19 protein-coding genes are annotated in these 21805 nt (G+C 50.6%); 2 read left to right on the top strand and 17 right to left on the bottom strand.

The genetic code is table 11. From position 1 onward, the window contains the following. Positions 1–158: 158 nt before the first annotated feature. From bglB to tar, 11 genes are all read right to left on the bottom strand, one after another. The gene (bglB, locus tag AC0IXI_RS09785; RefSeq protein ID WP_134186774.1) at positions 159–1298 is read right to left on the bottom strand and encodes a beta-galactosidase BglB; all 1140 of its coding nucleotides are present in this window, start codon (positions 1296–1298) and stop codon (positions 159–161) included. Then, positions 1298–2890, bottom strand: coding sequence for an MFS transporter (locus AC0IXI_RS09780; protein ID WP_064511964.1), 1593 nt, complete (start codon positions 2888–2890; stop codon positions 1298–1300). The genes bglB and AC0IXI_RS09780 overlap by 1 nt, the downstream gene beginning before the upstream one ends. 268 nt (positions 2891–3158) lie before the next feature. Continuing rightward, a complete protein-coding gene (gene flhE, locus AC0IXI_RS09775; protein ID WP_064511965.1) occupies positions 3159–3551 on the bottom strand; it encodes a flagellar protein FlhE in 393 nt (130 codons plus the stop codon). Then, positions 3551–5632: a flagellar biosynthesis protein FlhA gene (flhA, locus tag AC0IXI_RS09770; RefSeq protein WP_134186772.1), complete on the bottom strand. Its 2082-nt coding sequence runs from the start codon at positions 5630–5632 to the stop codon at positions 3551–3553. Before flhA ends, flhE begins: the two co-directional genes overlap by 1 nt. Beyond that, a complete protein-coding gene (flhB, locus tag AC0IXI_RS09765) occupies positions 5625–6776 on the bottom strand; it encodes a flagellar biosynthesis protein FlhB (protein WP_064511967.1) in 1152 nt (383 codons plus the stop codon). The genes flhA and flhB overlap by 8 nt, the downstream gene beginning before the upstream one ends. Positions 6777–6916: 140 nt before the next feature. Beyond that, a complete protein-coding gene (gene cheZ, locus AC0IXI_RS09760) occupies positions 6917–7561 on the bottom strand; it encodes a protein phosphatase CheZ (protein WP_034455095.1) in 645 nt (214 codons plus the stop codon). 10 nt (positions 7562–7571) lie between these two features. Further along, positions 7572–7961, bottom strand: coding sequence for a chemotaxis response regulator CheY (gene cheY, locus AC0IXI_RS09755; RefSeq protein ID WP_034455094.1), 390 nt, complete (start codon positions 7959–7961; stop codon positions 7572–7574). 17 nt (positions 7962–7978) lie between these two features. Next, on the bottom strand, positions 7979–9028 hold the full coding sequence (locus AC0IXI_RS09750) for a protein-glutamate methylesterase/protein-glutamine glutaminase (RefSeq protein ID WP_064511968.1): 1050 nt from the start codon (positions 9026–9028) through the stop codon (positions 7979–7981). Further along, positions 9025–9891 carry a protein-glutamate O-methyltransferase CheR gene (gene cheR, locus AC0IXI_RS09745; RefSeq protein WP_064511969.1) on the bottom strand — a complete coding sequence of 289 codons (867 nt, stop codon included), beginning with the start codon at positions 9889–9891 and terminating at the stop codon, positions 9025–9027. The genes AC0IXI_RS09750 and cheR overlap by 4 nt, the downstream gene beginning before the upstream one ends. Positions 9892–9910: 19 nt before the next feature. Further along, positions 9911–11515: a methyl-accepting chemotaxis protein gene (locus AC0IXI_RS09740; protein WP_064511970.1), complete on the bottom strand. Its 1605-nt coding sequence runs from the start codon at positions 11513–11515 to the stop codon at positions 9911–9913. A 42-nt stretch (positions 11516–11557) separates the two neighbouring features. Next, the gene (tar, locus tag AC0IXI_RS09735) at positions 11558–13219 is read right to left on the bottom strand and encodes a methyl-accepting chemotaxis protein II (RefSeq protein WP_064511971.1); all 1662 of its coding nucleotides are present in this window, start codon (positions 13217–13219) and stop codon (positions 11558–11560) included. Between the two features lie 587 nt (positions 13220–13806). Here tar and AC0IXI_RS09730 point away from each other — a divergent pair. Beyond that, positions 13807–15069: a dicarboxylate/amino acid:cation symporter gene (locus AC0IXI_RS09730; RefSeq protein ID WP_064511972.1), complete on the top strand. Its 1263-nt coding sequence runs from the start codon at positions 13807–13809 to the stop codon at positions 15067–15069. A 68-nt stretch (positions 15070–15137) separates the two neighbouring features. Here the strand turns inward: AC0IXI_RS09730 and cheW are convergent, their stop codons facing one another. From cheW to flhD, 6 genes are all read right to left on the bottom strand, one after another. Continuing rightward, positions 15138–15638: a chemotaxis protein CheW gene (cheW, locus tag AC0IXI_RS09725; protein ID WP_034455088.1), complete on the bottom strand. Its 501-nt coding sequence runs from the start codon at positions 15636–15638 to the stop codon at positions 15138–15140. Between the two features lie 29 nt (positions 15639–15667). Then, complete coding sequence (cheA, locus tag AC0IXI_RS09720) at positions 15668–17671, bottom strand: chemotaxis protein CheA (protein ID WP_134186954.1); 2004 nt, start codon at positions 17669–17671, stop codon at positions 15668–15670. Between the two features lie 10 nt (positions 17672–17681). Then, a complete protein-coding gene (motB, locus tag AC0IXI_RS09715) occupies positions 17682–18611 on the bottom strand; it encodes a flagellar motor protein MotB (RefSeq protein ID WP_471682324.1) in 930 nt (309 codons plus the stop codon). Further along, a complete protein-coding gene (gene motA, locus AC0IXI_RS09710; RefSeq protein ID WP_064511975.1) occupies positions 18608–19501 on the bottom strand; it encodes a flagellar motor stator protein MotA in 894 nt (297 codons plus the stop codon). The genes motB and motA overlap by 4 nt, the downstream gene beginning before the upstream one ends. A gap of 127 nt (positions 19502–19628) precedes the next feature. After that, complete coding sequence (gene flhC / locus AC0IXI_RS09705) at positions 19629–20207, bottom strand: flagellar transcriptional regulator FlhC (protein ID WP_064511976.1); 579 nt, start codon at positions 20205–20207, stop codon at positions 19629–19631. A 4-nt stretch (positions 20208–20211) separates the two neighbouring features. Further along, positions 20212–20562 carry a flagellar transcriptional regulator FlhD gene (gene flhD / locus AC0IXI_RS09700; RefSeq protein ID WP_034455083.1) on the bottom strand — a complete coding sequence of 117 codons (351 nt, stop codon included), beginning with the start codon at positions 20560–20562 and terminating at the stop codon, positions 20212–20214. Positions 20563–21368: 806 nt separating this feature from the next. Between flhD and uspC the strand changes: the two genes are divergently transcribed. Next, entirely contained in the window at positions 21369–21791 is a 423-nt protein-coding gene (uspC, locus tag AC0IXI_RS09695) for a universal stress protein UspC (protein WP_134186751.1), read from the top strand. Positions 21792–21805 lie beyond the last annotated feature (14 nt).

The following is a 21805-nucleotide window of genomic DNA, read 5'->3' as shown; positions in this document are numbered from 1 at the left end:
AACCAGTGAAGGGCTTATCGACAGCGGCAGCATAATGAATTGCGTCACACATTACGCCATTTATTTATTATTAAATTGGAGGAACTTTATGGGGTTTGCCCGTAGGTTTGATTTAGTAGTAATTTGCAGGCCCGGTTCCCCAGGCCTGTTGTGAGTGCTTACAAATAAATTCGCAGATACTCGCCCAGACAAAGTATCGCCATCGCCTGTCCGTACGGCATTGAGGTGAGAGGGATTTGGCGATAAAAATCCAGATTGCTGCCCATTCCGGTACCAAACGAAACCTGCAACAACTCCCCTTCTGCCGAGATATTTTTGACGATACCTTTCATCGCCTTTTCCGCTACTTCTGCATACTCTTTGCCGATATAGCGCTTACGAATACCTTTCAGAATGCCGTAGGCAAAACCGGCTGTCGCGGATGCTTCCAGGTAAGAGTGCGGATCGTCGAGCAGCGTGTGCCATAAACCACTGTCGTCCTGGCATTTTGCCAACGCGGCAACTTGATTTTCCAGTACTTGTACCAGATAGCGACGCACCGCGTTGTTCTCAGGTAAATCCACCAGCTCAAGGAAGTCTGGAATAACTATCGTCAACCAACTGTTACCACGCGCCCAACGCGCCTGCGCAAAGTTATGGTTGCCTTCATAGTTCCAGCCGTGGAACCACAGCCCGGTTTCCCGGTCCATCAGGTTCTGTACATGCAGTAAGAACTGGTAGGTCGCTTCTTCCACATATTCCGGGCGATTTAGCAATTTGCCAATTTTTGCCAACGGTAATACGGTCATCATCAGCGTGTCGTCCCACATCTGCTGATGGTTCTCTTCCGCAAGCGTAATGTGCTGCATGCCACCATGTTCGGTACGTGGCATTTCATACATTGCCCACTCAGCCCAGCTTTCAAGCCAGGGTAAGTAAGATGGATCTCGCGTCTCTTCGTAGCGGTAAGCCAGCGTCAGGAACGGTGCCATGGTATTGACGTTTTTGGTGGTCGCGCCTTCTGCGAAACGGTCGGCAAACCAGCTATCAATAATTTCGCACATCTTCTTATCACCGGTCTGGCGATAATATTGATACATGCCGTACAAACCGACGCCATGCGTCCACTCCCAACCAGCCCAACCTTTGGTATCAATGACTCTTCCGTCATCCAGTCGCAGCAAGAATTGGCCCGTTTCATCCTTAATATTAATCAGATTATCCGTCACCTTGTGGATCAGGGTTTTCAGCTCATCCCGGGCAATAAAATGCTCCGGCTGGCACAGTAAAGCGCTGTGTTTGACGGGATAAATAATCATTAACTTAACCTCTGTGATGATGTATTCGAACGCATTGCGGCAGCCTCTTTCAATGATGGAGCCGCAGGTTTATTACGGTTGAGATAACCAATATTGTTGTTGCCCCAAAGCGTGTCGTAAGGCATACCAGCCAGCATTTCGACTGTGGCGCGAGCTTGTGGTGTGGTTGCTTCCGGAACCGGACGGCCCGCAACACGCATCTTCGCCGTCTCTTCACGTAATACGCTGTGAGTTTGTAAATTGAGTTTAAAGCGCAGAGAAACTAAGAAACCGCACGCCAGTACCGCAACTGTACCGAAGCTTAAAATCATCAGAATAGTGTGGCTAACCGCAGGTGGCTGTGTGGTTTGCCCGGAAACAAAACCAGAAAGCTGCATCACGATACCCACCAGCATCACAGCCCCTGCCTGAGATGCTTTACGCGTCAGAGTCATGATCCCGGCAAAGATCCCTTCACGACGCTGACCGGTAATCACTTCATCAACATCAGCAATATAGGTGTAGGTATTCCACGGCACATAGTTGATGCCGCCACGGCCCAAGCCAGCGATAGCAGAAACCAACATCAGCAGTGAGAAGACATCGCTTAATCCCGCGTAATACAACAACGCATAAGAGATAGAACTCAGGCCAAAGATCACCACAACCATACGGTAGGACGGAGCCGGGCCATATTTGATACACAGTGGAATCATGCCGATAACCGCGATAAATTGCAGAATCGCCATAGTGCCGAGCAAGCTGGAAGCCATGCTTGCGCTTTGCATCAGCACGAATACCACATAATAGGTAAACACGGCGTTGAACACGTCCTGCGCGATATAACCGCCCAGATACATGCCCAAGTGTTGGCGGAAGATCTTAACGCGCAAAGTGGAGGTCAACTCGACATTCAGGCGCTTCATGCTTTGGGCAAATGTCAGTGTTTTCTTCTCTTCTTCTGCTCGCAGTGCGGCTTCTGTCCAGTCTGAACGAGGGCGTTCCCAGGTGAAGAACCAGACAAATGTCAGCACGATGGCGCAGATGGTGGCGAATACCAGGCTTGAATAGAAGAAGGAAATTGCGTTGTCTTTACCGAAGTGGTTTAACAAAATACCCGGCAGGAATGCAGCAAGAATTGCGGAAAGTTGCGCCATGGAAATACGCGCGCCGGAGAATTTGGTTTTCTGTTTGAAGTCATCGGTCATTTCCGGGACCAGTGTTTCATACGGCACCAGAATCATGGTGTAGACCACGTCAAAAATAAGATAGGTTACCAGGTAATACCAGTAACTCATCTCCCCTACCCACATAAAGCTGTAGCTGAAGACTAATGGGATACCGAGCAATATAAAAAACTTACGGCGACCAAAACGCTTACCAAGCCATGTCGAACCGAAGTTATCCGTCAGGAAGCCCATCAGCGGACTGACAACGGCATCCAGCACCCTGGCCATCGCAAAGATAAACGTCGCTTCAATCGGTGAGAGGCCACAGAAGGTCGTATAAAAGTAGAGCAACCAGGCGGCGGTCAGAGCCGTCGTCCCGGCACCGAGAAAATCCCCGGAGCCGTAGGCAAGATAATTTGCCAATCCAATTTTGCGTGTTTTCATTGCCGTCAAACCCCGTTAATTTTTTTATGGAGATTGCACGTCCCGGTACTTGTCGGGCTTGCGAGAACCTTACCTTGCTAAGGTAGAAGGACGGGGCAATTGAAACCTTTCCATTTTTGCCATCGTTCGATGAATGGTGGCAAAAATACAAAGTGTCTCAGCACTCGTATCACCGATTTATAAAACAGGGGTTTGTTTTTATCAAAAGTGCAGACTAAAAATGAGAGGTAGACGAGAAAAAGCCGCATCGTGAATGCGGCTTTGAGGACTAACGATAATTAACAATAACCTGATTAGTACGCACTTTTAAGGTGGGGAAAAGAGCGCCGCCGCCGGGAACTTCCCAGACAAAACGCAGTGGCTCATTTGCCGCCACATTGGTCAATTCACGCGTCGTACCGCTCTGCCCTTCTATCTCAACACAGCGCGTTAGCGAACATAATCTTACGTTAAGTCCGGCTGGGGTTGGACCAATCAGCTCATAACGCCAGGCGACCATAGTCATTACCCCACTCACGGGTTGCGAAGGTGCCAGAGCACGGGATGATGCTGAAATGCCCCGGTGGCTGAGCGTGGCACCCACGCCACTAGCCTGCCATGCTCCCTCACCTGCCGCATGGGTCATTAAAGGAAAAAGGATCAGCAATAACAGGCGGCTCATTATTTCGCTCCGATGGTCGCAGTCATACGGATATTACGGTTTTCAGAAAGCTCAAGGCTAGAAAGCACCATTAGTTGCGGCAGGCTGCGGCGTAAGAAACGCGCCAGTAATGGTCGCAGCGCATGGTTAACCAACAACACTGGCGGTGCACCGAGCATTTCCTGGCGTTTGAGCGCTTCCTGAGCTTGCTCCAGTAAACGGTCTGCTAGCCCCGGTTCCAGCCCACCTCCGCCCTGCAATGCCTGTAGAAGTAAGCGTTCCAGCGCCGCATCCAGGCCAATAACCTGCACCTCACCGTTGCCCGGGAACCACTGTTGAGTAATAGCCCTTCCCAACGCCACACGCACCACCGCCGTTAATTCATGCGGGTCATTTTGTATCGGTGCATGTTCTGCCAAAGTTTCAAGAATCGTGCGCATATCACGAATCGGCACTTTCTCAGCCAGCAGGTTTTGCAGAACTTTATGCAGTGTGGTTAACGTCACCACACCCGGCACCAGGTCCTCCGTGAGTTTCGGCATCTCCTGGGTTACACGGTCGAGTAATTGTTGTGCTTCCTGGCGGCCAAACAGTTCTGGCGCAAACTGCCCAATAAGATGGTTGAGATGTGTGGCGACCACGGTACTGGCTTCGACCACGGTAAAGCCCTGAATTTGCGCCTGCTCTTTAAGTGCGCTTTCAATCCAGGTGGCGGCAAGGCCAAACGCTGGGTCAATTGTCGCTTCGCCTGGCAAGGTACCTGCCGCAGTCCCAGGGTTAATAGCAAGCCAGCGCCCAGGATACGCATCGCCACTGCCAATCTCGACGCCCTTCATCAGGATACGATAACGTGCCGGCGGCAAGTCCATGTTGTCGCGAATATGGACTACCGGCGGTAGGAATCCCATATCCTGCGCGAATTTCTTACGGATACTGCGGATTCGCCCTAACAGCTCGCCGTCTTGCTGGAAATCCACCATCGGAATCAGGCGGTAACCTACTTCCATTCCCAGCGAATCTTCCAGTTGCACATCATTCCAGGTGGCCTCAACCGCCTGCGGGTTTTCCTGGGGTTTGACCGGGGCTGATGGGGCTGCGGGCTGCTCCATCTGGCGGCCACGCATCCACCATGCCAGCCCAAGTAATGCGGCCGTAAACAGCAGGAAGACAAAGTTTGGCATCCCCGGCACCATGCCAAGTAAACCAAGAACACCGGCACTCAGCAGCATAACGCGCGGGTTGTTGAACAGCTGGGTGACCATCTGCTCGCCAACATCCTGGTCGGTTGCAACACGGGTAACGATAACACCCGCAGCGGTCGAGATGACCAGCGCCGGGATCTGCGCAACCAGGCCATCACCGATGGTCAACAGCGTATAAGTTTCTGCTGCTGCGCCAAAGGGCATGTCGTGCTGAAGCATGCCGACCAACAGGCCACCCACCACGTTAATCACCATGATCATCAGACCGGCGACGGCATCACCACGAACGAATTTGCTGGCACCGTCCATCGAGCCGTAAAAATCAGCTTCCTGGGTGACTTCTGAACGGCGTTTTTTAGCCTCTTCTTCACCAATCAACCCGGCGTTAAGATCGGCATCAATGGCCATCTGTTTACCCGGCATCCCGTCCAGCACAAAGCGCGCGCCAACTTCAGCAATACGCCCGGCACCTTTGGTAATAACCATAAAGTTGATGATAACGAGGATGATAAACACCACGATACCGATGGCGAAGTTGCCGCCAACGAGGAAGTGACCGAAAGCTTCAACCACTTTACCCGCAGCCGCACCACCGGTATGGCCATCCATCAAAATGATACGTGTCGAGGCCACGTTCAGCGCCAGACGCAGCAACGTGGTAAACAGCAGAATGGTCGGGAAAGCCGCGAACTCCAGGGTTTTCTGAGTGAACATCGCCACCAGCAGAACCATGATCGACAGCGCGATGTTAAAGGTGAACAGCAAATCCAGTATAAACGCCGGCAGCGGCAGTACCATCATCGACAAGATCATCAAGATCAGTATCGGTCCGGCAAGAATTTGCCATTGCCCGGATTTCATACTGGCAGGCAGACGCAGTGTTGCGAGCAAATTAGCCATCGGAGTCCTTCTCGTTTGCAAAGTCCAGCGCTTCAGGCACTGGAAGGTTTTCAGGTTTTTTCGGGATTAAACCGCCAGCGACACGCCAGCGCCGCAGTTGCCATACCCATGCCAACACTTCTGCTACAGCGGAATACAACTGCCCAGGAATTTGTTGCCCTATCTCAGCATGACGGTATAACGCACGCGCCAGTGGTGGGGCTTCGAGCATTGGAATACGGTGCTCATTGCCAATTTCACGGATACGCAACGCAACCAGCCCAGCCCCTTTCGCCAGCACTTTTGGCGCACTCATTTTGTTTTCGTCGTATTGCAAGGCCACCGAGTAGTGCGTCGGGTTAGTCACAATCACGTCGGCTTTCGGCACATCTGACATCATGCGGCGACGTGCGGCCGCGCGCTGTTGTTGGCGAATACGCCCTTTAACATGCGGGTCACCTTCTTGTTGCTTGAACTCGTCGCGAATATCCTGGCGGCTCATACGAAGCTTTTTAATGTTGCTGAAAATTTGGAAGAACACGTCAAAGCCGACCATTGGTGTCAGCCCCAGCACAATCAGCAAACCACACACCGCCACCATATTGAGTGCGTGTCCCAAAGCAGCCAATGGCGGTTCACTCATCAGGCGCATCATCTCTGGCCATTTATGCAGTAGATACCAGGCCGTTACGCTGCCAACCAGGATGGCTTTTAGGAAGGCTTTAAGGAGTTCAGCGCCCGCCTGGGCTGAGAACATCCGCCCGAGCCCGGAAATTGGATTCATTTTGCTGAATTTAAACTGTATCGACTTCCCACTAAACAGGATGCCACCCAACAGCATGGGGGCGGCAATCGCCACAATCACCAGCCCGAAAATCAGCGGCAACAGTGCCCAAACGGCCTGTTTTATCAATTGGCTGATTTGTTTAACGATAAGATTGGGGTCGTTAATAATGCTGTGATCAAAATGAAGACCAGTAGACAACATTGCCGCTAGCTGTCGTGCCAACGGATCTCCGCCCATCCAGATAATGCTGATGCCTACCAATAGCATAAGCAGTGAGGTCAACTCGCGGGATCGGGGAATCTGCCCATCTTCGCGTGCTTTTTCAAGTCGGTGGGGTGTGGGGGCTTCTGTTTTGTCGTCGTCGCTTTCTTCTGACACTGCAACAATCTCGTGGCCACAATTACCAGCACAGCATGTCAGAAAGGGGTAACGCTAATGGGAGGAAAACGGGGGGATTTGTGGGTTTGTTTGTGGGTTAAGCGATGCGCAGCGCCCATTATCAGGCACTGCGCGAAGCCTTAAAACCCTAAACTATCCAGTAAATCATCAACCTGATCCTGGCTTGCAACCACACCCGCTGCGGTCGCGTTCATTTGCGGGCCGTTGAGCAGGCTGTCGGCTGGGCGTTTCGCACGCGCATCCAGTTCTGGCATGTTTTCCATTAACACCATCAACAACTGGCGTTCAATTTCCTGGATAACATCCATCATGCGCTTGATGACCTGACCGGTTAAATCCTGGAAGTCCTGCGCCATCATGATTTCCAGAAGCTGGGCATTGGTAAAGCTGGTGTGACTCGGGACGCCAGACAAGTAGCTGCGCGTATCGGTAACCAGTTCACGGGCATCACCCAGCTCGATTGGATTTTCAAACCAGGCATCCCAGCGGCCATTGAGTGCTTTGGCGTCGGATTCAAGTTTGTTCTGATGAGGCTGAGCCAGCTCCACACAGTTTAGCGCGCGTTCTGCGGCCTGCGCGGTCATCTGCACCACGTAGTCCAGGCGGTCGCGAGCATCGGGAATCGCTTCCGCCGCTTCGGCAATCGCCTGGTCAAGGCCCAGCTCGCGTAAGCTGTCGCGCAGCATTCGGGTCAGGCTGCCTATCCGAACGATAATATCGCCGGTTGAATGTAACTCTGACGCGGGATTGGTAGATGAGTGCATGAGCCTCTCCTTACATGCCGAGCTTTTCGAAGATTTTGTTTAACTTCTCTTCAAGTGTTGCGGCGGTAAACGGTTTTACTACATAGCCACTCGCCCCCGCCTGTGCTGCGGCAATGATATTCTCTTTCTTCGCCTCAGCGGTCACCATCAATACCGGCAGAGCCGACATTGCGCCGTTGCCACGAATGGTTTTCAGCAACTCCAGACCGTCCATGTTCGGCATGTTCCAGTCAGAGATAACAAAACCAAAACCGCCACCATTAAGTTTATTGAGCGCATCGACACCATCTTCTGCTTCTTCGACGTTGTTGAAACCCAGCTCTTTTAGCAGGTTACGGACAATGCGACGCATGGTAGAGAAATCATCCACCACCAAAAATTTGAGTTCTTTATCTGCCATTAATTGGGTTCCTTCTGTTAAATACGTATTGCCTGTCCGGCACTAATTTTTATCAACATTTGTTGACTGATTTCGCTTAAATCGACCACTTCGCTAACGCCACCACTGTTAATGGCCTCACGTGGCATGCCGAACACCACACAACTTGCTTCGTTTTGGGCGATAGTCCATGCCCCGGCTTTATGCATTGCCAACATCCCTGCGGCGCCGTCATTCCCCATTCCCGTCAAAATGACGCCCACGGCGTTTCGCCCGGCAAATTTCGCGACAGAATGGAACAGCACATCCACGGCCGGACGATGCCGGTTCACGGGTGGGCCATCATGAATTTTGATTTGGTAGTTCGCCCCGCTACGGGCAAGCTCCATATGTTTATCGCCCGGTGCGATGTAGGCGTGCCCCGGTAGCACACGCTCGCCATCCTCGGCCTCTTTCACCGCTATCTGGCATAACTTGTTAAGCCGGTCAGCAAACGAGCGCGTAAAACCTGGTGGCATATGTTGAGTGATTAATACCGCCGGGCTTGAAAGCGGCAGCGGCTGCAACACATGGCGAATGGCTTCAGTGCCACCGGTTGACGCACCGATTGCTATCAATTTTTCTGAACTGAGCAACGGCCCGGCTTTTATCACCGTGGGCGCTGCAACGGGTGCGCGAGCCGCCAGTTTTGCCTTCGCAGCAGTACGCACTTTCTCCGCAATAGTTTCGCTGTAAGCCAGCATCCCTTCACGAATGCCTAACTGAGGCTTGGTGACAAAATCAATCGCGCCCAACTCCAGCGCCCGCAATGTCACTTCCGAACCTTTCCCGGTGAGCGATGAAACCATCACCACTGGCATCGGGCGCAGACGCATTAATTTTTCGAGAAAATCCAGGCCGTCCATGCGCGGCATTTCGACATCCAGCGTCAGCACGTCAGGGTTGAATTTCTTAATCAAATCGCGAGCTACAAGCGGGTCTGGTGCGGTTGCCACCATTTCCATGTCATCGTGGCTATTCACAATTTCGGTCATGATCTGGCGCATCAGGGCGGAGTCATCGACGCACAGCACGGTTATTTTTGTCATGATCTTTCCTTACTCAGTCCGTACACGGTCTGCCCACGCAGTAAGAACTCGCGGCTGAGGTTACTGAAGTTTTCCGAATGCCCGGCAAACAGCAATCCGCCCGGTTTTAGCAGCGGTACAAAACGCTGCAAAATTTGCTGCTGAGTCGCTTTATCAAAATAAATCATCACATTGCGACAAAAAATGGCGTCAAACGGTCCAGGAATTGGCGCTTGCTTGTCCAAAAGATTGATTGGCGCAAACTCCATATGGCTGGACAGATCGCTACGCACCCGCACCAGCCCATCATGTGGCCCGGTGCCACGCATGAAGTAGCGCTGCATCTGGAGCGGAGCCAGTGTTTTCAGTTCATCCTGGCGATAAATGGCACTCTGGGCTTTCTCCAGCACCTGGGTGTCGATATCACTGGCGAAGACTTTCCAGCGCCCAGGCGCCATACCCAGCACATCCGCGAGCGTTATAGCGATGGAATACGGCTCTTCACCGGTTGAGGCCGCCGCACTCCAGACTTTGTACTCCCCACTACGTTTACGCGCATGTTCTGCAAGAATCGGAAAGTGGTGACCTTCGCGAAAAAAAGCCGTCAGGTTAGTGGTCAGGGAGTTAATGAACGCCTGCCATTCGGCATTACTGCCGTTGGCCTCCAGCATGCTCAGGTAGTGCCCAAAATCCTCCAGTCCCAGGGTACGTAAACGTCGCACCAGGCGGTTGTAAACCATGTCTCGCTTGTGATCGGCCAGCACGATTCCTGCACGCTGGTAAATCAACTGGCATATCCGGCGAAAGTGCGTGTCGGACAGCGGTAGACGCTGTGTCATCTGTAACATTAATGACGATTGTCCAGTGGACAGTGGTGATGTCATAGCGCCTTCTCAGTCACAATCAGGGGGTAACGAGCACCCCGTTGGTTACTAAATCTCTGGTGACGTCTTCGTTGCCGACACTTTCCAGATTAAACACCGATACCACACCGCTGAGGTGTTCGGCCTGGTTTGCCAGAGCATCGGTTGCTGCTGCCGCTTCTTCTACCAGCGCGGCGTTTTGCTGTGTCACTTGATCCATCTGGCTTACCGCGAGTGCTACCTGCTCGATACCACGGCGCTGTTCGTCGGATGCCGACGCGATTTCGCCCATAATGTCGTTAACTTGCGTGACCGAACGCACGATTTCCGCCATCGTCGTGGCCGCTGTATCAACCAGTTGTGAACCGTGCTGCACGCGGTCGACCGACTCTTCGATCAGCACTTTGATCTCTTTTGCTGCCTGCGCGCTGCGTTGTGCCAGGTTGCGCACTTCGCCTGCCACCACAGCAAATCCACGCCCTTGCTCACCGGCGCGAGCAGCTTCTACTGCGGCGTTCAGCGCCAGGATGTTGGTCTGGAATGCAATGCCGTCAATTACGCTAGTGATGTCGCCAATTTTCTTCGAGCTGCCCGCGATGTCGTGCATGGTGCGGGCAACGTTTGCGGCCTGCTGACCACCTTGCTGTGCGGTGTCCGCAGCAGTACGGGAAAGCTGTGCGGCCTGGCGGGCATTATCGGCGTTCTGGCCCACTGTTGCGGTCAGTTGCTCCATGCTGGCGGCCGTTTGCGCAAGCGATGCGGCCTGTTGTTCGGTTCTGGAAGAGAGATCGTTGTTGCCTGCGGCAATTTCAGCGATCCCAGTGTGCATCGCCCCGCTGCCCTGGCGCACTTGCTGTACAGTCTCTTTCAGCGCTTGCTGCATGTTTTTCAGGCTGCGGAAAATCTCGGAGATTTCATTACGCCCATACACGCTTATCGGGCGTGCTAAATCGCCTGCGGCAATGTGCTCAAAGTGGCTACGCACAATATCCAGCGGCTGCACCAGCATACGGCGCGACCAGATAATTGAACCCACCAGCATCAGGATGGCGATCACCGTCACGCTGGCGAAAATAATCGCCGAGATCTGGTAGTTCAATTTGCTGTCAGCACTCGATGCCGCCACGGTGTCATTGATGCTTTGCTGCCAGGCGTTAAAGTAAGCGTCAAAAATATCCTGTGATTTCTGAATCGGCGCACTCAGAAAGTCAGAAAGCTGGTTGCTTTCAAGCCAGGTCGCCTGATGCTGTAAATCATCGCGATAAGCGGCGTAGCTCTGCTTCGTCGACACCACCATATCCTCACCTTCTTTATTTAAAGGTGGGATTTCCAGAAACTGGTTAAACAGCATGTCAGCCTGTTTCAGGCTGCCACGGGCATTTGCCATCAGGCGCTTAATGTCTTCCGGCGGGTAACTGAGTGCTGTCAGCGTACCGGCACGGCTTAAGGCAGTACTGGCCTGCAACAAAGCCGCACGGCTTTGCGTTAAGGTGTCACGTTGCTGGTTTCCGACTTCAACCATTTTAAGATTCTGAAAATCATCCCTGAATGCCCAAAAAGACAATCCATTACTGCCAATCTGCAGCACGCCGCAGACGATCAAGATTAACAACAGAGTGGTCGAAATTCGGATACGGTTGAACATCACAGCCCCTCAGCCGACACGTCTGCCGGCCATTAATGTTTCTTAGAAAGTTTCCCAGTTATCGTCGCGCCCGCTTACGGCCGGTTTACTCGTTTTGAGCGTCGGCGCAGGCGAAGGTGTGGTGCTAACCGAAGGTGTCAACGCAGGTTCCGTTGTTAAACGGAAGGCTGCGACCAGCTGGTTAAGCATGCTGGCTTGTTCTTCAAGTGCTGCGGCGGCAGAGGCTGATTCCTCCACCAGCGAGGCGTTCTGCTGAGTCACGCGGTCCATTTCTGAAACCGCCAGCGCAACCTGTTCGATACCGCGACTTTGTTCATCAGAGGCAGAGGCAATTTCACCCATGATGTCGGTGACACGCGTCACCGCATTCACGATGTCGCTCATGGTTTCTCCGGCGCTTTCAACCAGCACAGAGCCGGTATCCACGCGGGAAACTGAATCTTCAATCAGTGATTTGATCTCTTTCGCCGCCTGAGCGCTGCGTTGTGCCAGGTTGCGCACTTCACCGGCAACTACCGCGAATCCACGCCCCTGTTCACCGGCACGAGCTGCTTCTACTGCGGCGTTCAGCGCCAGAATGTTGGTCTGGAAGGCGATACCGTCAATCACACCGGTAATATCAGCAATTTTCTTCGATGAACCGGCAATGTCGTGCATGGTCTTCACTACCCCATCCACAACTTTGCCGCCGCGCTGAGCGGTTTCGGAGGCGCTTAATGCTAATTGAGATGCCTGACGGGCGTTTTCCGCATTCTGTTTCACGGTCGCGGTGAGCTGTTCCATGCTGGCGGCAGTTTCTTCAAGCGATGCCGCCTGCTGTTCGGTACGGGAAGAGAGGTCGTTATTTCCGGCGGCTATTTCCGTCGCACCGCTGTAGATGGCATCAGAACCATCACGCACGCTGCCGACGGTTATGATCAGTTCTTGCTGCATATGGCGCACACTGGAAGTCAGTTCGCTAATTTCATTGCGGCCATTTGAGACGATATTTTCAGTCAGGTTGCCGTTGGCAATTTCACGGATATGACCGATTACCACCGACAGCGGTTGCAGCAAAATCCGGCGCATACCAACCCACACCAGCAAAATCACAACTGCCAGTGCTAACGCAAGGCCAACAATTTGCCATTTCGCGAAGTTGTAATCCTGAGTGCTGGCAATGTAAGAGTGCTCGTACATGCGGTCATTTAGCGCAATATAGTCGCTATATTCTTTCTCCAGCGCGTTTTGCAGGCTTTGGGTGGACTGCGCAAAGTAGGCGTCCATATTGCCGCTTTCGAGGTAGCCCACCAGCTCGCTTAACGCCTGGTTGTAGTTCCGGTAGTCGTCATCAATACCGTTAACCACAGCTTCGAGCTCCGGGTTAATGGCAGGGATTTGTTTAAACAGGGTGTAATGTTTCTGAGCATCGGCAAGGGATTTTTTGGCGTTATTAAGCAAGTCGGTTTTTGCCGCGCTTTGCCCGTTACTGGCATCCATCATCATGCGGGCAGCCGAACGACTGAGGTTAATGCGCGTTTGCAGCATCAATTCCCAAGTGTTTGCCAGTTCCGATTGCTGAACTCGTAACTCTTTGGAAACTTTAAAACTATCGTTATTTTGTTTGAGCGAGTTAAAGAACATTCCGCCAGAGATGAGTTGGAGGAGAGCGAACACCACCAGCACCATCATTAGCATGGTGACAACGCGAATACGGTTCAACATATAACACCCTTTTAATGATTTCTTATCGGTGTTATCGGCATGAAGAAACGGAACTTTAACGGAAACCGGGCGGGATGCGGGTTATTGCATTAATGCAGTGAATTTAACAACCAGATGCTGAGAAGTGTTTGCAGTTGTGCTGTCAGGTTTACATTTTCGCAAGGCATCCAGAGTGAATCCTTTTTTTGTTAAACCTTCATTTTAAACACCCTTACGTTCGACTGCCTGAGCGCTGAATAAGCGCATGCATTGAAATTTAGCTCAGGAATTCAGAAGCGCTCAGAAATCGAACAAGCGACTGGTTAATGGGATGATGTGAAATATTTTCCCGCTTAATCAATTCATTACTCATGCCAACATTGGGTAACTCTGCGGTTTTGCGAAAACAACAGGATTTTTTCGTGATGAAAATCACATTGTTACGTCAGCGTTTCCGAATTAACAAATATGACAAATAGTAAAAAATAGTTGAATCCTGGCGAGCTTTGGTTCAATTTATGGGCCGAATGTATATTGGCCAACCATAAAAATTACATATGGCTCAATAAGTTAATTAATTGTTACTAATCGACGGGGTTATTACGTAATTGTCTAGTTCAAACAAACTCACGCTGTTCATTCTTCTGTTCATGTTTGCCGGGATCCTCTCGGGTGCTGCAATCCATGAATACGCAGCCGCAGAAAACATCAAAAGTTATGCCGAAAACATCACGCTGTTTACCGACATCTTTTTACGCCTGATCAAAATGGTTATTGCTCCATTAGTGTTCAGCACCCTGACCGTGGGCATTATGAAGATGGGCGAGACGTCCACCATTGGCCGCGTCGGTGGCAAAGCGATGGTGTGGTTTATCTCTTCATCTGTGCTGTCTATCCTGATTGGCCTGTTCATCGTCACGCTCCAGCATCCGGGCTCAGGCATGAATCTTCAGGTGCCAGCGGGTGATGTGCAAACCGGTCTTGCGGTAAGCGGCATGAACCTCAAAGCGTTTATCTCTCATACCATTCCAACCAGCATTGCAGGCGCGATGTCGAACAACGAAATCCTGCAAATTGTGGTGTTCTCTCTGTTCTTCGGTATTGCTGGTGCATCACTGGGTGAGAAATTTAACACCCCGTTAGTTGCGGCTTTGGATGTGGTTTCTCACATCATGCTGAAAGTGACAGGCTATGTAATGTATGTGGCACCACTGGCTATCTTTGCGGCTATTTCTTCTGTCGTTGCGACGGAAGGCCTGGGGATTTTGCTTAACTACGCATCCTTTATTGGTGGTTACTACCTCGCAATTATCCTGACCTGCATGGTGCTTATTGGTGTTGGCTATATGGTCCTCAAGCGCGATGTATTCCGCCTGATTGCGATGCTGAAAGATCCGGTTCTGGTGGCATTTACCACCAGCAGTTCTGAAGCGGCTTATCCGAAAACACTAGACCAGCTCACGCGCTTTGGTTGCTCTCGTAACATTGCATCATTTGTTCTACCGATTGGTTATTCGTTCAACCTGGTCGGTTCAATGGTGTATTGCTCTTTTGCTTCCATGTTTATCGCTCAGGCGTACAACATCCACCTGACTTTCTCTGAGATTGTGGTGCTGATGCTGACATTAATGCTGGCGTCAAAAGGGATTGCGGGCGTACCGCGTTCTGCGCTGGTTGTACTGGCAGCAACCATCCCAAGCTTCAATATTCCGGTAGCAGGTATTTTACTGCTGATGGGTATCGACCACTTCCTGGATATGGGCCGTTCTGCCATCAACGTATTGGGTAATGGCGTTGCAACAGCAATGCTGTCGAAAAATGAAGGTGAGCTGGAAGAACAAACTGAAGCAGGTGAGCGCGTAGAAGCGTAATTTTCCTGTATTTGCTTTAATAGTGGCGGATGGCGCTTGCGCTTATCCGCCCTATAAAGAAGTAACTATTAAGCCACGCGCGCCGCGCTATCGACCAACGCCATCTCTTCGCTGTTAAGCAGCTTCTCAATATTCACCAGAATCAGCATACGGTCGCCTAGTGCACCGAGACCAGTCAGATACTCAGTTGAAAGCGTCACAGCAAACTCTGGTGCCGGGCGAATTTGCTCAGCGGTCAGAGATAACACGTCAGATACACCATCTACCACAATACCCACCACGCGCTGACCAAAGTTCAGCACAATGACCACGGTGTTATCGTTATATTCCACGCCATCCTGGTCAAACTTAATACGCAGGTCGAGGATCGGGACAATCACACCGCGCAGGTTAGTGACTCCCTTGATAAATGCCGGAGTATTGGCGATACGCGTGACTTGGTCGTAACCGCGAATTTCCTGCACTTTTAAAATATCGATGCCGTACTCTTCATCACCGAGGGTAAAGACCAGGAACTCTTGCCCTACCGTTTCCCCGGTCAGTTTTGTCACATTGGTTAATCCACTCATTTTCTTATCCTTTCTCAAAACCCGGAGAATCAGGCGGCGGTGCCGGCCATACGTTGTTCACGGTTCAAACCTTGCAGCGCTGAGACATCAACAATCAGTGCCACACTGCCATCACCGAGGATGGTTGCTGCGGAAATCCCCGGCACTTTGCGATAGTTGCTTTCAAGGTTTTTAACGACCACCTGATGTTGACCAATCAGCTGATCCACCAGCAGCGCGTAACGTCGACCAGCGCTTTGCAAAATCACCACAATGCCTTGCGTCGCTTCAGTTTTCGCACCCGCAACATCAAATACTTTCCACAACTCAACCAGCGGCAGGTATTCGCCACGAACTTCAAGTACGCGCTCACCACCGGCAAGAGGATGCAGATCGTCTTCTTTCGGCTGTAGCGACTCCATCACCGCATTGAGTGGCAGGATAAACACTTCGTCGCATACTTTTACCGACATCCCATCAAGAATGGCGAGGGTCAGCGGCAACATAATGCGGATGGTGGTGCCAACATTGGCCTGCGATTTAATTTCAACATGGCCACCCATTTCCTGGATGTTACGCTTCACCACGTCCATGCCTACACCGCGCCCGGAAACGTCTGTAACCTGCTCGGCGGTAGAGAATCCAGGGGCGAAAATCAGCATGCCGACTTCGTCGTCCGACATGTTTTCATGCACTGGCATCCCCTGCGATAGCGCTTTAGCAAGAATGCGCTCACGGTTCAGGCCCGCACCATCATCAGAAACTTCAATGCAGATGTTCCCGCCCTGGTGCTCGGCAGAAAGAATTAAGTTACCAACTGCTGATTTCCCCGCTGCAAGGCGTTTTTCCGGGGTTTCGATGCCATGATCGAGGCTATTACGCACCAGGTGAGTCAGTGGGTCGATAATGCGTTCAATCAGACTTTTATCCAGTTCTGTGGAGCTACCTTGCAGAGTCAGTTCAACCTGTTTATCCAGCTTACTTGCCAGATCGCGCACCAGACGCGGGAAGCGACTGAAGACATACTCCATTGGCATCATACGGATAGACATCACCGACTCTTGCAAGTCACGGGCGTTACGTTGTAACTGACCCATACTGGTAATCAGTTCGCCGTGATCAACCGGGTCTAATTCATTGGATCGCTGTGCCAGCATCGACTGGGTAATCACCAGCTCGCCAACCAGGTTGATTAACTGATCAACCTTCTCAACCGCAACGCGAATGCTGCTTGATTCGCTGACACGCGTAGGTTTGCTTTCTCTTTCCGTACGTGGTGCGACCGGAGCCACAGGCGCGGCAACTACTGGCTGAGGTGCGTTAACCGCAAGTGCCACCGGCACTTCTTCTGACTCAACTGCAGCGGCTGGCGCAGCAGTTGCCGTTAACGGAAGAAATTCGATTTGCTCAGGCTCGATGACAAAGCAGAGCACCGCGCTAATGTCGTCAGCACTTACCGTCGTTTCAATAGTTGCAGTGACAGAGTTTTCACCCTTTTCCACTTCACTTAAGGTACCGAGGTTACCCAGCTCTTCGAGCAGTAAATCCAGTTCAGTCGATTTCAGCCCGGTAATCGCAATGCGCAGATTGCCATCGTTAGTTGGCAGCGCATCGACTGACTCTTTTTCCACGACGGTCAATTTTGCAGGCGGCGCAGGTATTTCACCTTTGGCTTCCAGAGCCAGTTGGCGCAGCGCTTTGCAGATATAATCGAAACTCTCAGCATCTGGGACCTGTGAGTTTTTATAAGCGTCCAACTGTTCCTGCATAATATCTTTGGTTTCCAAAAACAGGTTGATGATATCGGTGTTGAGGTGCATCTCACCGCGCCGGGCATCGTCGAGCAGGTTTTCCATTAAATGCGTGGTTTCCTGCAAAACGCTGAAACCGAAAGTCCCGGCGCCACCTTTTATCGAGTGTGCTGCGCGGAATATGGCATTCAGCAGTTCTGAATCTGGCGCTTCAGGAAGCAGATTCAGCAGGTGCTGTTCCATATCGGCCAGTAGCTCGTCGGCCTCGTCAAAAAATGTCTGGTAAAAATCGCTGATATCCATACTCACGCTATCACCTCGTACCGGGTTGTGGCGGTAATGTGTTCTGCGCCGGTTCCGCGGCAGCAGGTTGTTGGAGAATGCTTATTGGCTGGTTATCGCTTTCTGCGTTTTCATGCACGATGGCATCCTCAGCTTGTTTGTTGAGCACCAGCAAACTAATGCGCCGGTTAATAGCATCACCTGGTCCGCGATTAGTCAGGCGCATGGTTGATGACATACCTACGACGCGCAGCACTTTGCCGTCGATTAAACCGCCAGCCATTAATTCACGCCGCGAGGCGTTGGCCCGGTCGGCGGAAAGTTCCCAGTTGCTATAACCGTGCTCACCCATGGCATAAGGCAAGTCATCAGTGTGGCCAGATAAACTAATTTTATTTGGGAAATCATTTAGTAACGGCGCAATGCTGCGCAGAATATCGCGCATGTAAAGCTCAACTTCTGCACTGCCGTTTTTAAACATCGGGCGGTTCTGACTGTCGATTATTTGTATCCGCAGCCCCTCCTGCACCAGATCAATTTGCAGATGTGGGCGCAGCGCACGCAGTTTAGGGTCAGATTCAATCAGTTGATCCAGTTTGTCGCCCAAGCGCTTAAGGCGGTTGGCTTCCATCCGTTTTCTGAGATCTTCAATATTCGGCTGTCTTTTCACTTCGCCTTGTTGCTGTGTCACATCGTCGCCACCGCCTGGAATGGGACTTTGGCTGTCGGCGATACGCTGCCCGCCGGTAATGGCGGCAGAAAGTGGCGTACGGAAATAGTCGGCAATTTGCGCTAGTTCTTTAGGGCTGGAGATGGAAATCAGCCACATCACCAGAAAAAAAGCCATCATCGCAGTCATGAAGTCAGCGTAGGCAATTTTCCACGAACCGTGCGCGCCGCCGCCGTGGCCTTTATGCTTACGGCGTTTTACGACAATAATCGGGCGCGCGTTGTGCTTCATACTTCTTCTTCCGTGGCGCGCGATTGCGCGTTCGGAGAACGAACAGCACGAACATGTTCTTCAAGCTCAACAAATGATGGGCGCTCACTGGAGTAAAGGGTTTTACGACCAAATTCGACAGCAATCGGCGGCGCGTAACCATTCAGACTCGAAAGCAAAGTGACTTTTACGCACTGCATCATTTTGGTCGTTTCAGCGCTTTTTTGGCGTAAAACGGTCGCAAGCGGTGAAATAAATCCGTAGGCCAGCAAAATCCCCAGGAAGGTTCCAACCATGGCGTGGGCAATTAATGCGCCCAATTCTCCTGCCGGGCGGTCCGCAGAAGCCAACGCATGCACCACCCCCATTACCGCAGCGACAATACCGAATGCCGGAAGTGAATCCCCCATAATGGCAAGGCTATTGGCCGGTATTTCAGCCTCACTTTCATGGGTTTCAATCTCCTCATCCATCAATGCTTCAATTTCAAATGAATTCATATTCCCGCTGATAATCAGACGCAGGTAATCAATAATGAATTCCAGCATCAGAGTGTCGGCAAGAATACGTGGGTAACTGGCGAAGATTTCGCTTTCTTTCGGATTTTCGATATCACGTTCGAGCGAAAACATCCCTTGTTGGCGGGACTTCGCCATCAAGCGATAAAGCAAGGCCATGAGATCCATATACATGCTTTTGGTGTATTTCGAGCGGCGAAAAAGTAATGGCAATGCTTTCACCGTTGCTTTAATAGCCTTACCGTTATTTCCAACGATAAATGCCCCAATTCCCGCCCCACCAATGATGATAAATTCAGCTGGTTGATAGAGTGCGCCAAGATGACCACCGGTCATCATATAGCCGCCGAATACAGTCGCGATAACGACCAGATAGCCTATTACAATCAGCACGAGTACATCCTTCTGCTGTTAAATGTGACGAGGAATCACAAATCAGAGGTGTTTATGGCTCAGTGCAGGGCAAAAAAAAGCAGCGATAATTGCTTATCGCTGCTGGAGTGTTTACCACACCGAACTGTTAAACGGCCTGTTTGACCTGTTCATCCAGCAGTTGTGGAATAATATCGGCAGTATTCGTAGAAAGTTTACGTCTTTTTACCGCTCTCGACGGCGGCTGGCATAAACTGCAAGCAAAGCTACCTGCGGGCTGATGCGCATGAGTAATAAAGTTACCACCACAGGAATTGCAACAGTTCAATTCAAGCATGTTACTTTCAACAAAACGCACCAGTGTCCAGGCGCGAGTCAGCGCCAGCAGCGGCCCGCTTTCTTGTGCCGGGCATTGTTCCAGGTACAAGCGGTAAGCCTTAATGACTGCATCGACACCGGTACATAATCCGGTGCGCAGCAAGAACTGCCAGGCGTTGCAAAACATAGAAGCATGAATATTCTGCTCCCACGTCATAAACCAGTCGGTAGAAAAAGGCAGCATCCCTTTCGGTGGTGGGCTACCACGGAGCTCTTTATATAGTTTGATCAGTCGGCCACGGCTTAATTGCGTTTCGCTTTCCAGCATCTGCAATCTTGCACCGAGCGTGATTAACTCCATCGCCAGTTGTATATCACGGGCTTCCTGAACAATACTTTTTTCGCTCATTTTGTTACGCCCTTTTTTTGCGAGGTGCCTCGTCTATTGCGGAGACCTCATTTAATAAGCGGGTGGATAACAAAATGCCAGTATGAATTTGCTGTAAATCATCCACACGAGAGTCTTGTGTCAGGCGGGTAATGGTTTGGTTATCGTTAAAGCGGAATTGGCAAATCAGCTGGTTGGTTTCCGCCAATTTCACCATTTGCGGCAATGTTAATTCACTCAGGGAATTGGCCATATCCTCGGTCACTCCCAAACGAAACATTGCTGAGGCTTTATCGCTACTAATAAGGCGCTGCGCAAGCAACAAATACGATAAATTAATATCGTAGATATGTTTCAACAACTCGGATGTATGCATTTTGTTCATCCTGAAAAACTTACTTTTATACATGCGGTATTACCGCACCCCGTGAGTCGCCGAGAAATCCCGGTTAAAATTAGAACAACCAAAAAAGACAAATTCAATTGACTGATAACACGCACTGAATCCACCGACACGAAAATGCAGTGGAGACTTCCTTGTGGGTACGTTCTTATCGGAGCTTAAATTTCTGACATTAAATTAAGATTTTTCCTAATTCCGGGCAAACTCTACTCGTAGCCCTTTAGACATACAATGCGGATGCCTGCGAATTTTGAGTTATATGTGACGCAGATCACATATATTTGCTTTATGACTCCCCTTAAAACATCAGCAAGACTTTTCATTTGCTCGTTAAACAACCAAACTCGAAATAACCGTTACGTTCATCTGGTAAAACCTTTTCGTTTGCCTAACAATCTGATGACTTAACATCAATAACGCGTCTTAAGAGCTACTTAGCTATGTGATTTATATCGCATTTTTTATCAAGTAATTTAATACACTGCATTAATGTTTGTTTTTAGCACATAACGCCTTGAGTTTTTCAATTTCGCGTAAGAATGGTGATAAATTCTTACACCAGGATGACAGGCGCAGTATCAATATAAATTAATACTAAAGTTTGATGGAAAAATGAGCTACCCAGGCATTCAGGCCACTTCACAAGTTGTTTACATTAGAATTATTAATCATTTTTCATGAGCAGACTCACATTTTCCATGGGTACTATTCTTGCGTAAGAATGTGAGTTGTAGTAAGGAAAATGTAAGTGATTTGTTATCAATAAGTGGGAGGTTGTCATGAGTTACCAACATATATTGGTTGCTGTCGCCATCAGTCCAGAAAGCCAGATCCTGGTTGAAAAGGCGGTTTCAATCGCCCGACCGGTGAATGGGAAAATTTCGCTGATTACACTCGCATCCGACCCCGAACTTTATAATCAATTTGCCGCACCCATGATGGAAAACCTGCGGGAATTAATGCTTGAAGAGACTCAGCTTTTTATTGATGAGCTGGTTAAAAAGGCAAATTACCCTATTACAGAAACGGTTATTGCTACCGGCGAATTAAGTGAGCACATTCTGGCAATATGTAATAAGGGTTCTGTGGATTTAGTGATTTGTGGTAACCACAATCAATCCTTTTTCAGCAAGATAATTTGCTCCGCGAAAGCAGTGGTAGCATCCAGTCAAGTTGATGTTTTGCTAGTCCCGCTGAGATAAGCAGTATTTAAGTT

It is taken from the genome of Buttiauxella sp. AC038 (assembly GCF_979253565.1).
Note: the sequence above shows the minus strand (reverse complement) of the source record. Positions and strands in the feature narration are given on the sequence as shown.

Bases quoted from the DNA above. Each gene is read 5' to 3' on its own strand.
- cheZ (WP_034455095.1), bottom strand. From the start codon at position 7,561: ATGCACTCATCTACCAATCCCGCGTCAGAGTTACATTCAACCGGCGAT.
- cheA (WP_134186954.1), bottom strand. From the start codon at position 17,671: ATGGATATCAGCGATTTTTACCAGACATTTTTTGACGAGGCCGACGAG.
- flhD (WP_034455083.1), bottom strand. From the start codon at position 20,562: ATGCATACATCCGAGTTGTTGAAACATATCTACGATATTAATTTATCG.
- flhA (WP_134186772.1), bottom strand. From the start codon at position 5,632: ATGGCTAATTTGCTCGCAACACTGCGTCTGCCTGCCAGTATGAAATCC.
- bglB (WP_134186774.1), bottom strand. From the start codon at position 1,298: ATGATTATTTATCCCGTCAAACACAGCGCTTTACTGTGCCAGCCGGAG.
- cheR (WP_064511969.1), bottom strand. From the start codon at position 9,891: ATGACATCACCACTGTCCACTGGACAATCGTCATTAATGTTACAGATG.
- uspC (WP_134186751.1), top strand. From the start codon at position 21,369: ATGAGTTACCAACATATATTGGTTGCTGTCGCCATCAGTCCAGAAAGC.
- flhE (WP_064511965.1), bottom strand. From the start codon at position 3,551: ATGAGCCGCCTGTTATTGCTGATCCTTTTTCCTTTAATGACCCATGCG.
- AC0IXI_RS09740 (WP_064511970.1), bottom strand. From the start codon at position 11,515: ATGTTCAACCGTATCCGAATTTCGACCACTCTGTTGTTAATCTTGATC.
- cheY (WP_034455094.1), bottom strand. From the start codon at position 7,961: ATGGCAGATAAAGAACTCAAATTTTTGGTGGTGGATGATTTCTCTACC.
- cheW (WP_034455088.1), bottom strand. From the start codon at position 15,638: ATGAGTGGATTAACCAATGTGACAAAACTGACCGGGGAAACGGTAGGG.
- AC0IXI_RS09780 (WP_064511964.1), bottom strand. From the start codon at position 2,890: ATGAAAACACGCAAAATTGGATTGGCAAATTATCTTGCCTACGGCTCC.
- flhC (WP_064511976.1), bottom strand. From the start codon at position 20,207: ATGAGCGAAAAAAGTATTGTTCAGGAAGCCCGTGATATACAACTGGCG.
- tar (WP_064511971.1), bottom strand. From the start codon at position 13,219: ATGTTGAACCGTATTCGCGTTGTCACCATGCTAATGATGGTGCTGGTG.
- motB (WP_471682324.1), bottom strand. From the start codon at position 18,611: ATGAAGCACAACGCGCGCCCGATTATTGTCGTAAAACGCCGTAAGCAT.
- AC0IXI_RS09750 (WP_064511968.1), bottom strand. From the start codon at position 9,028: ATGACAAAAATAACCGTGCTGTGCGTCGATGACTCCGCCCTGATGCGC.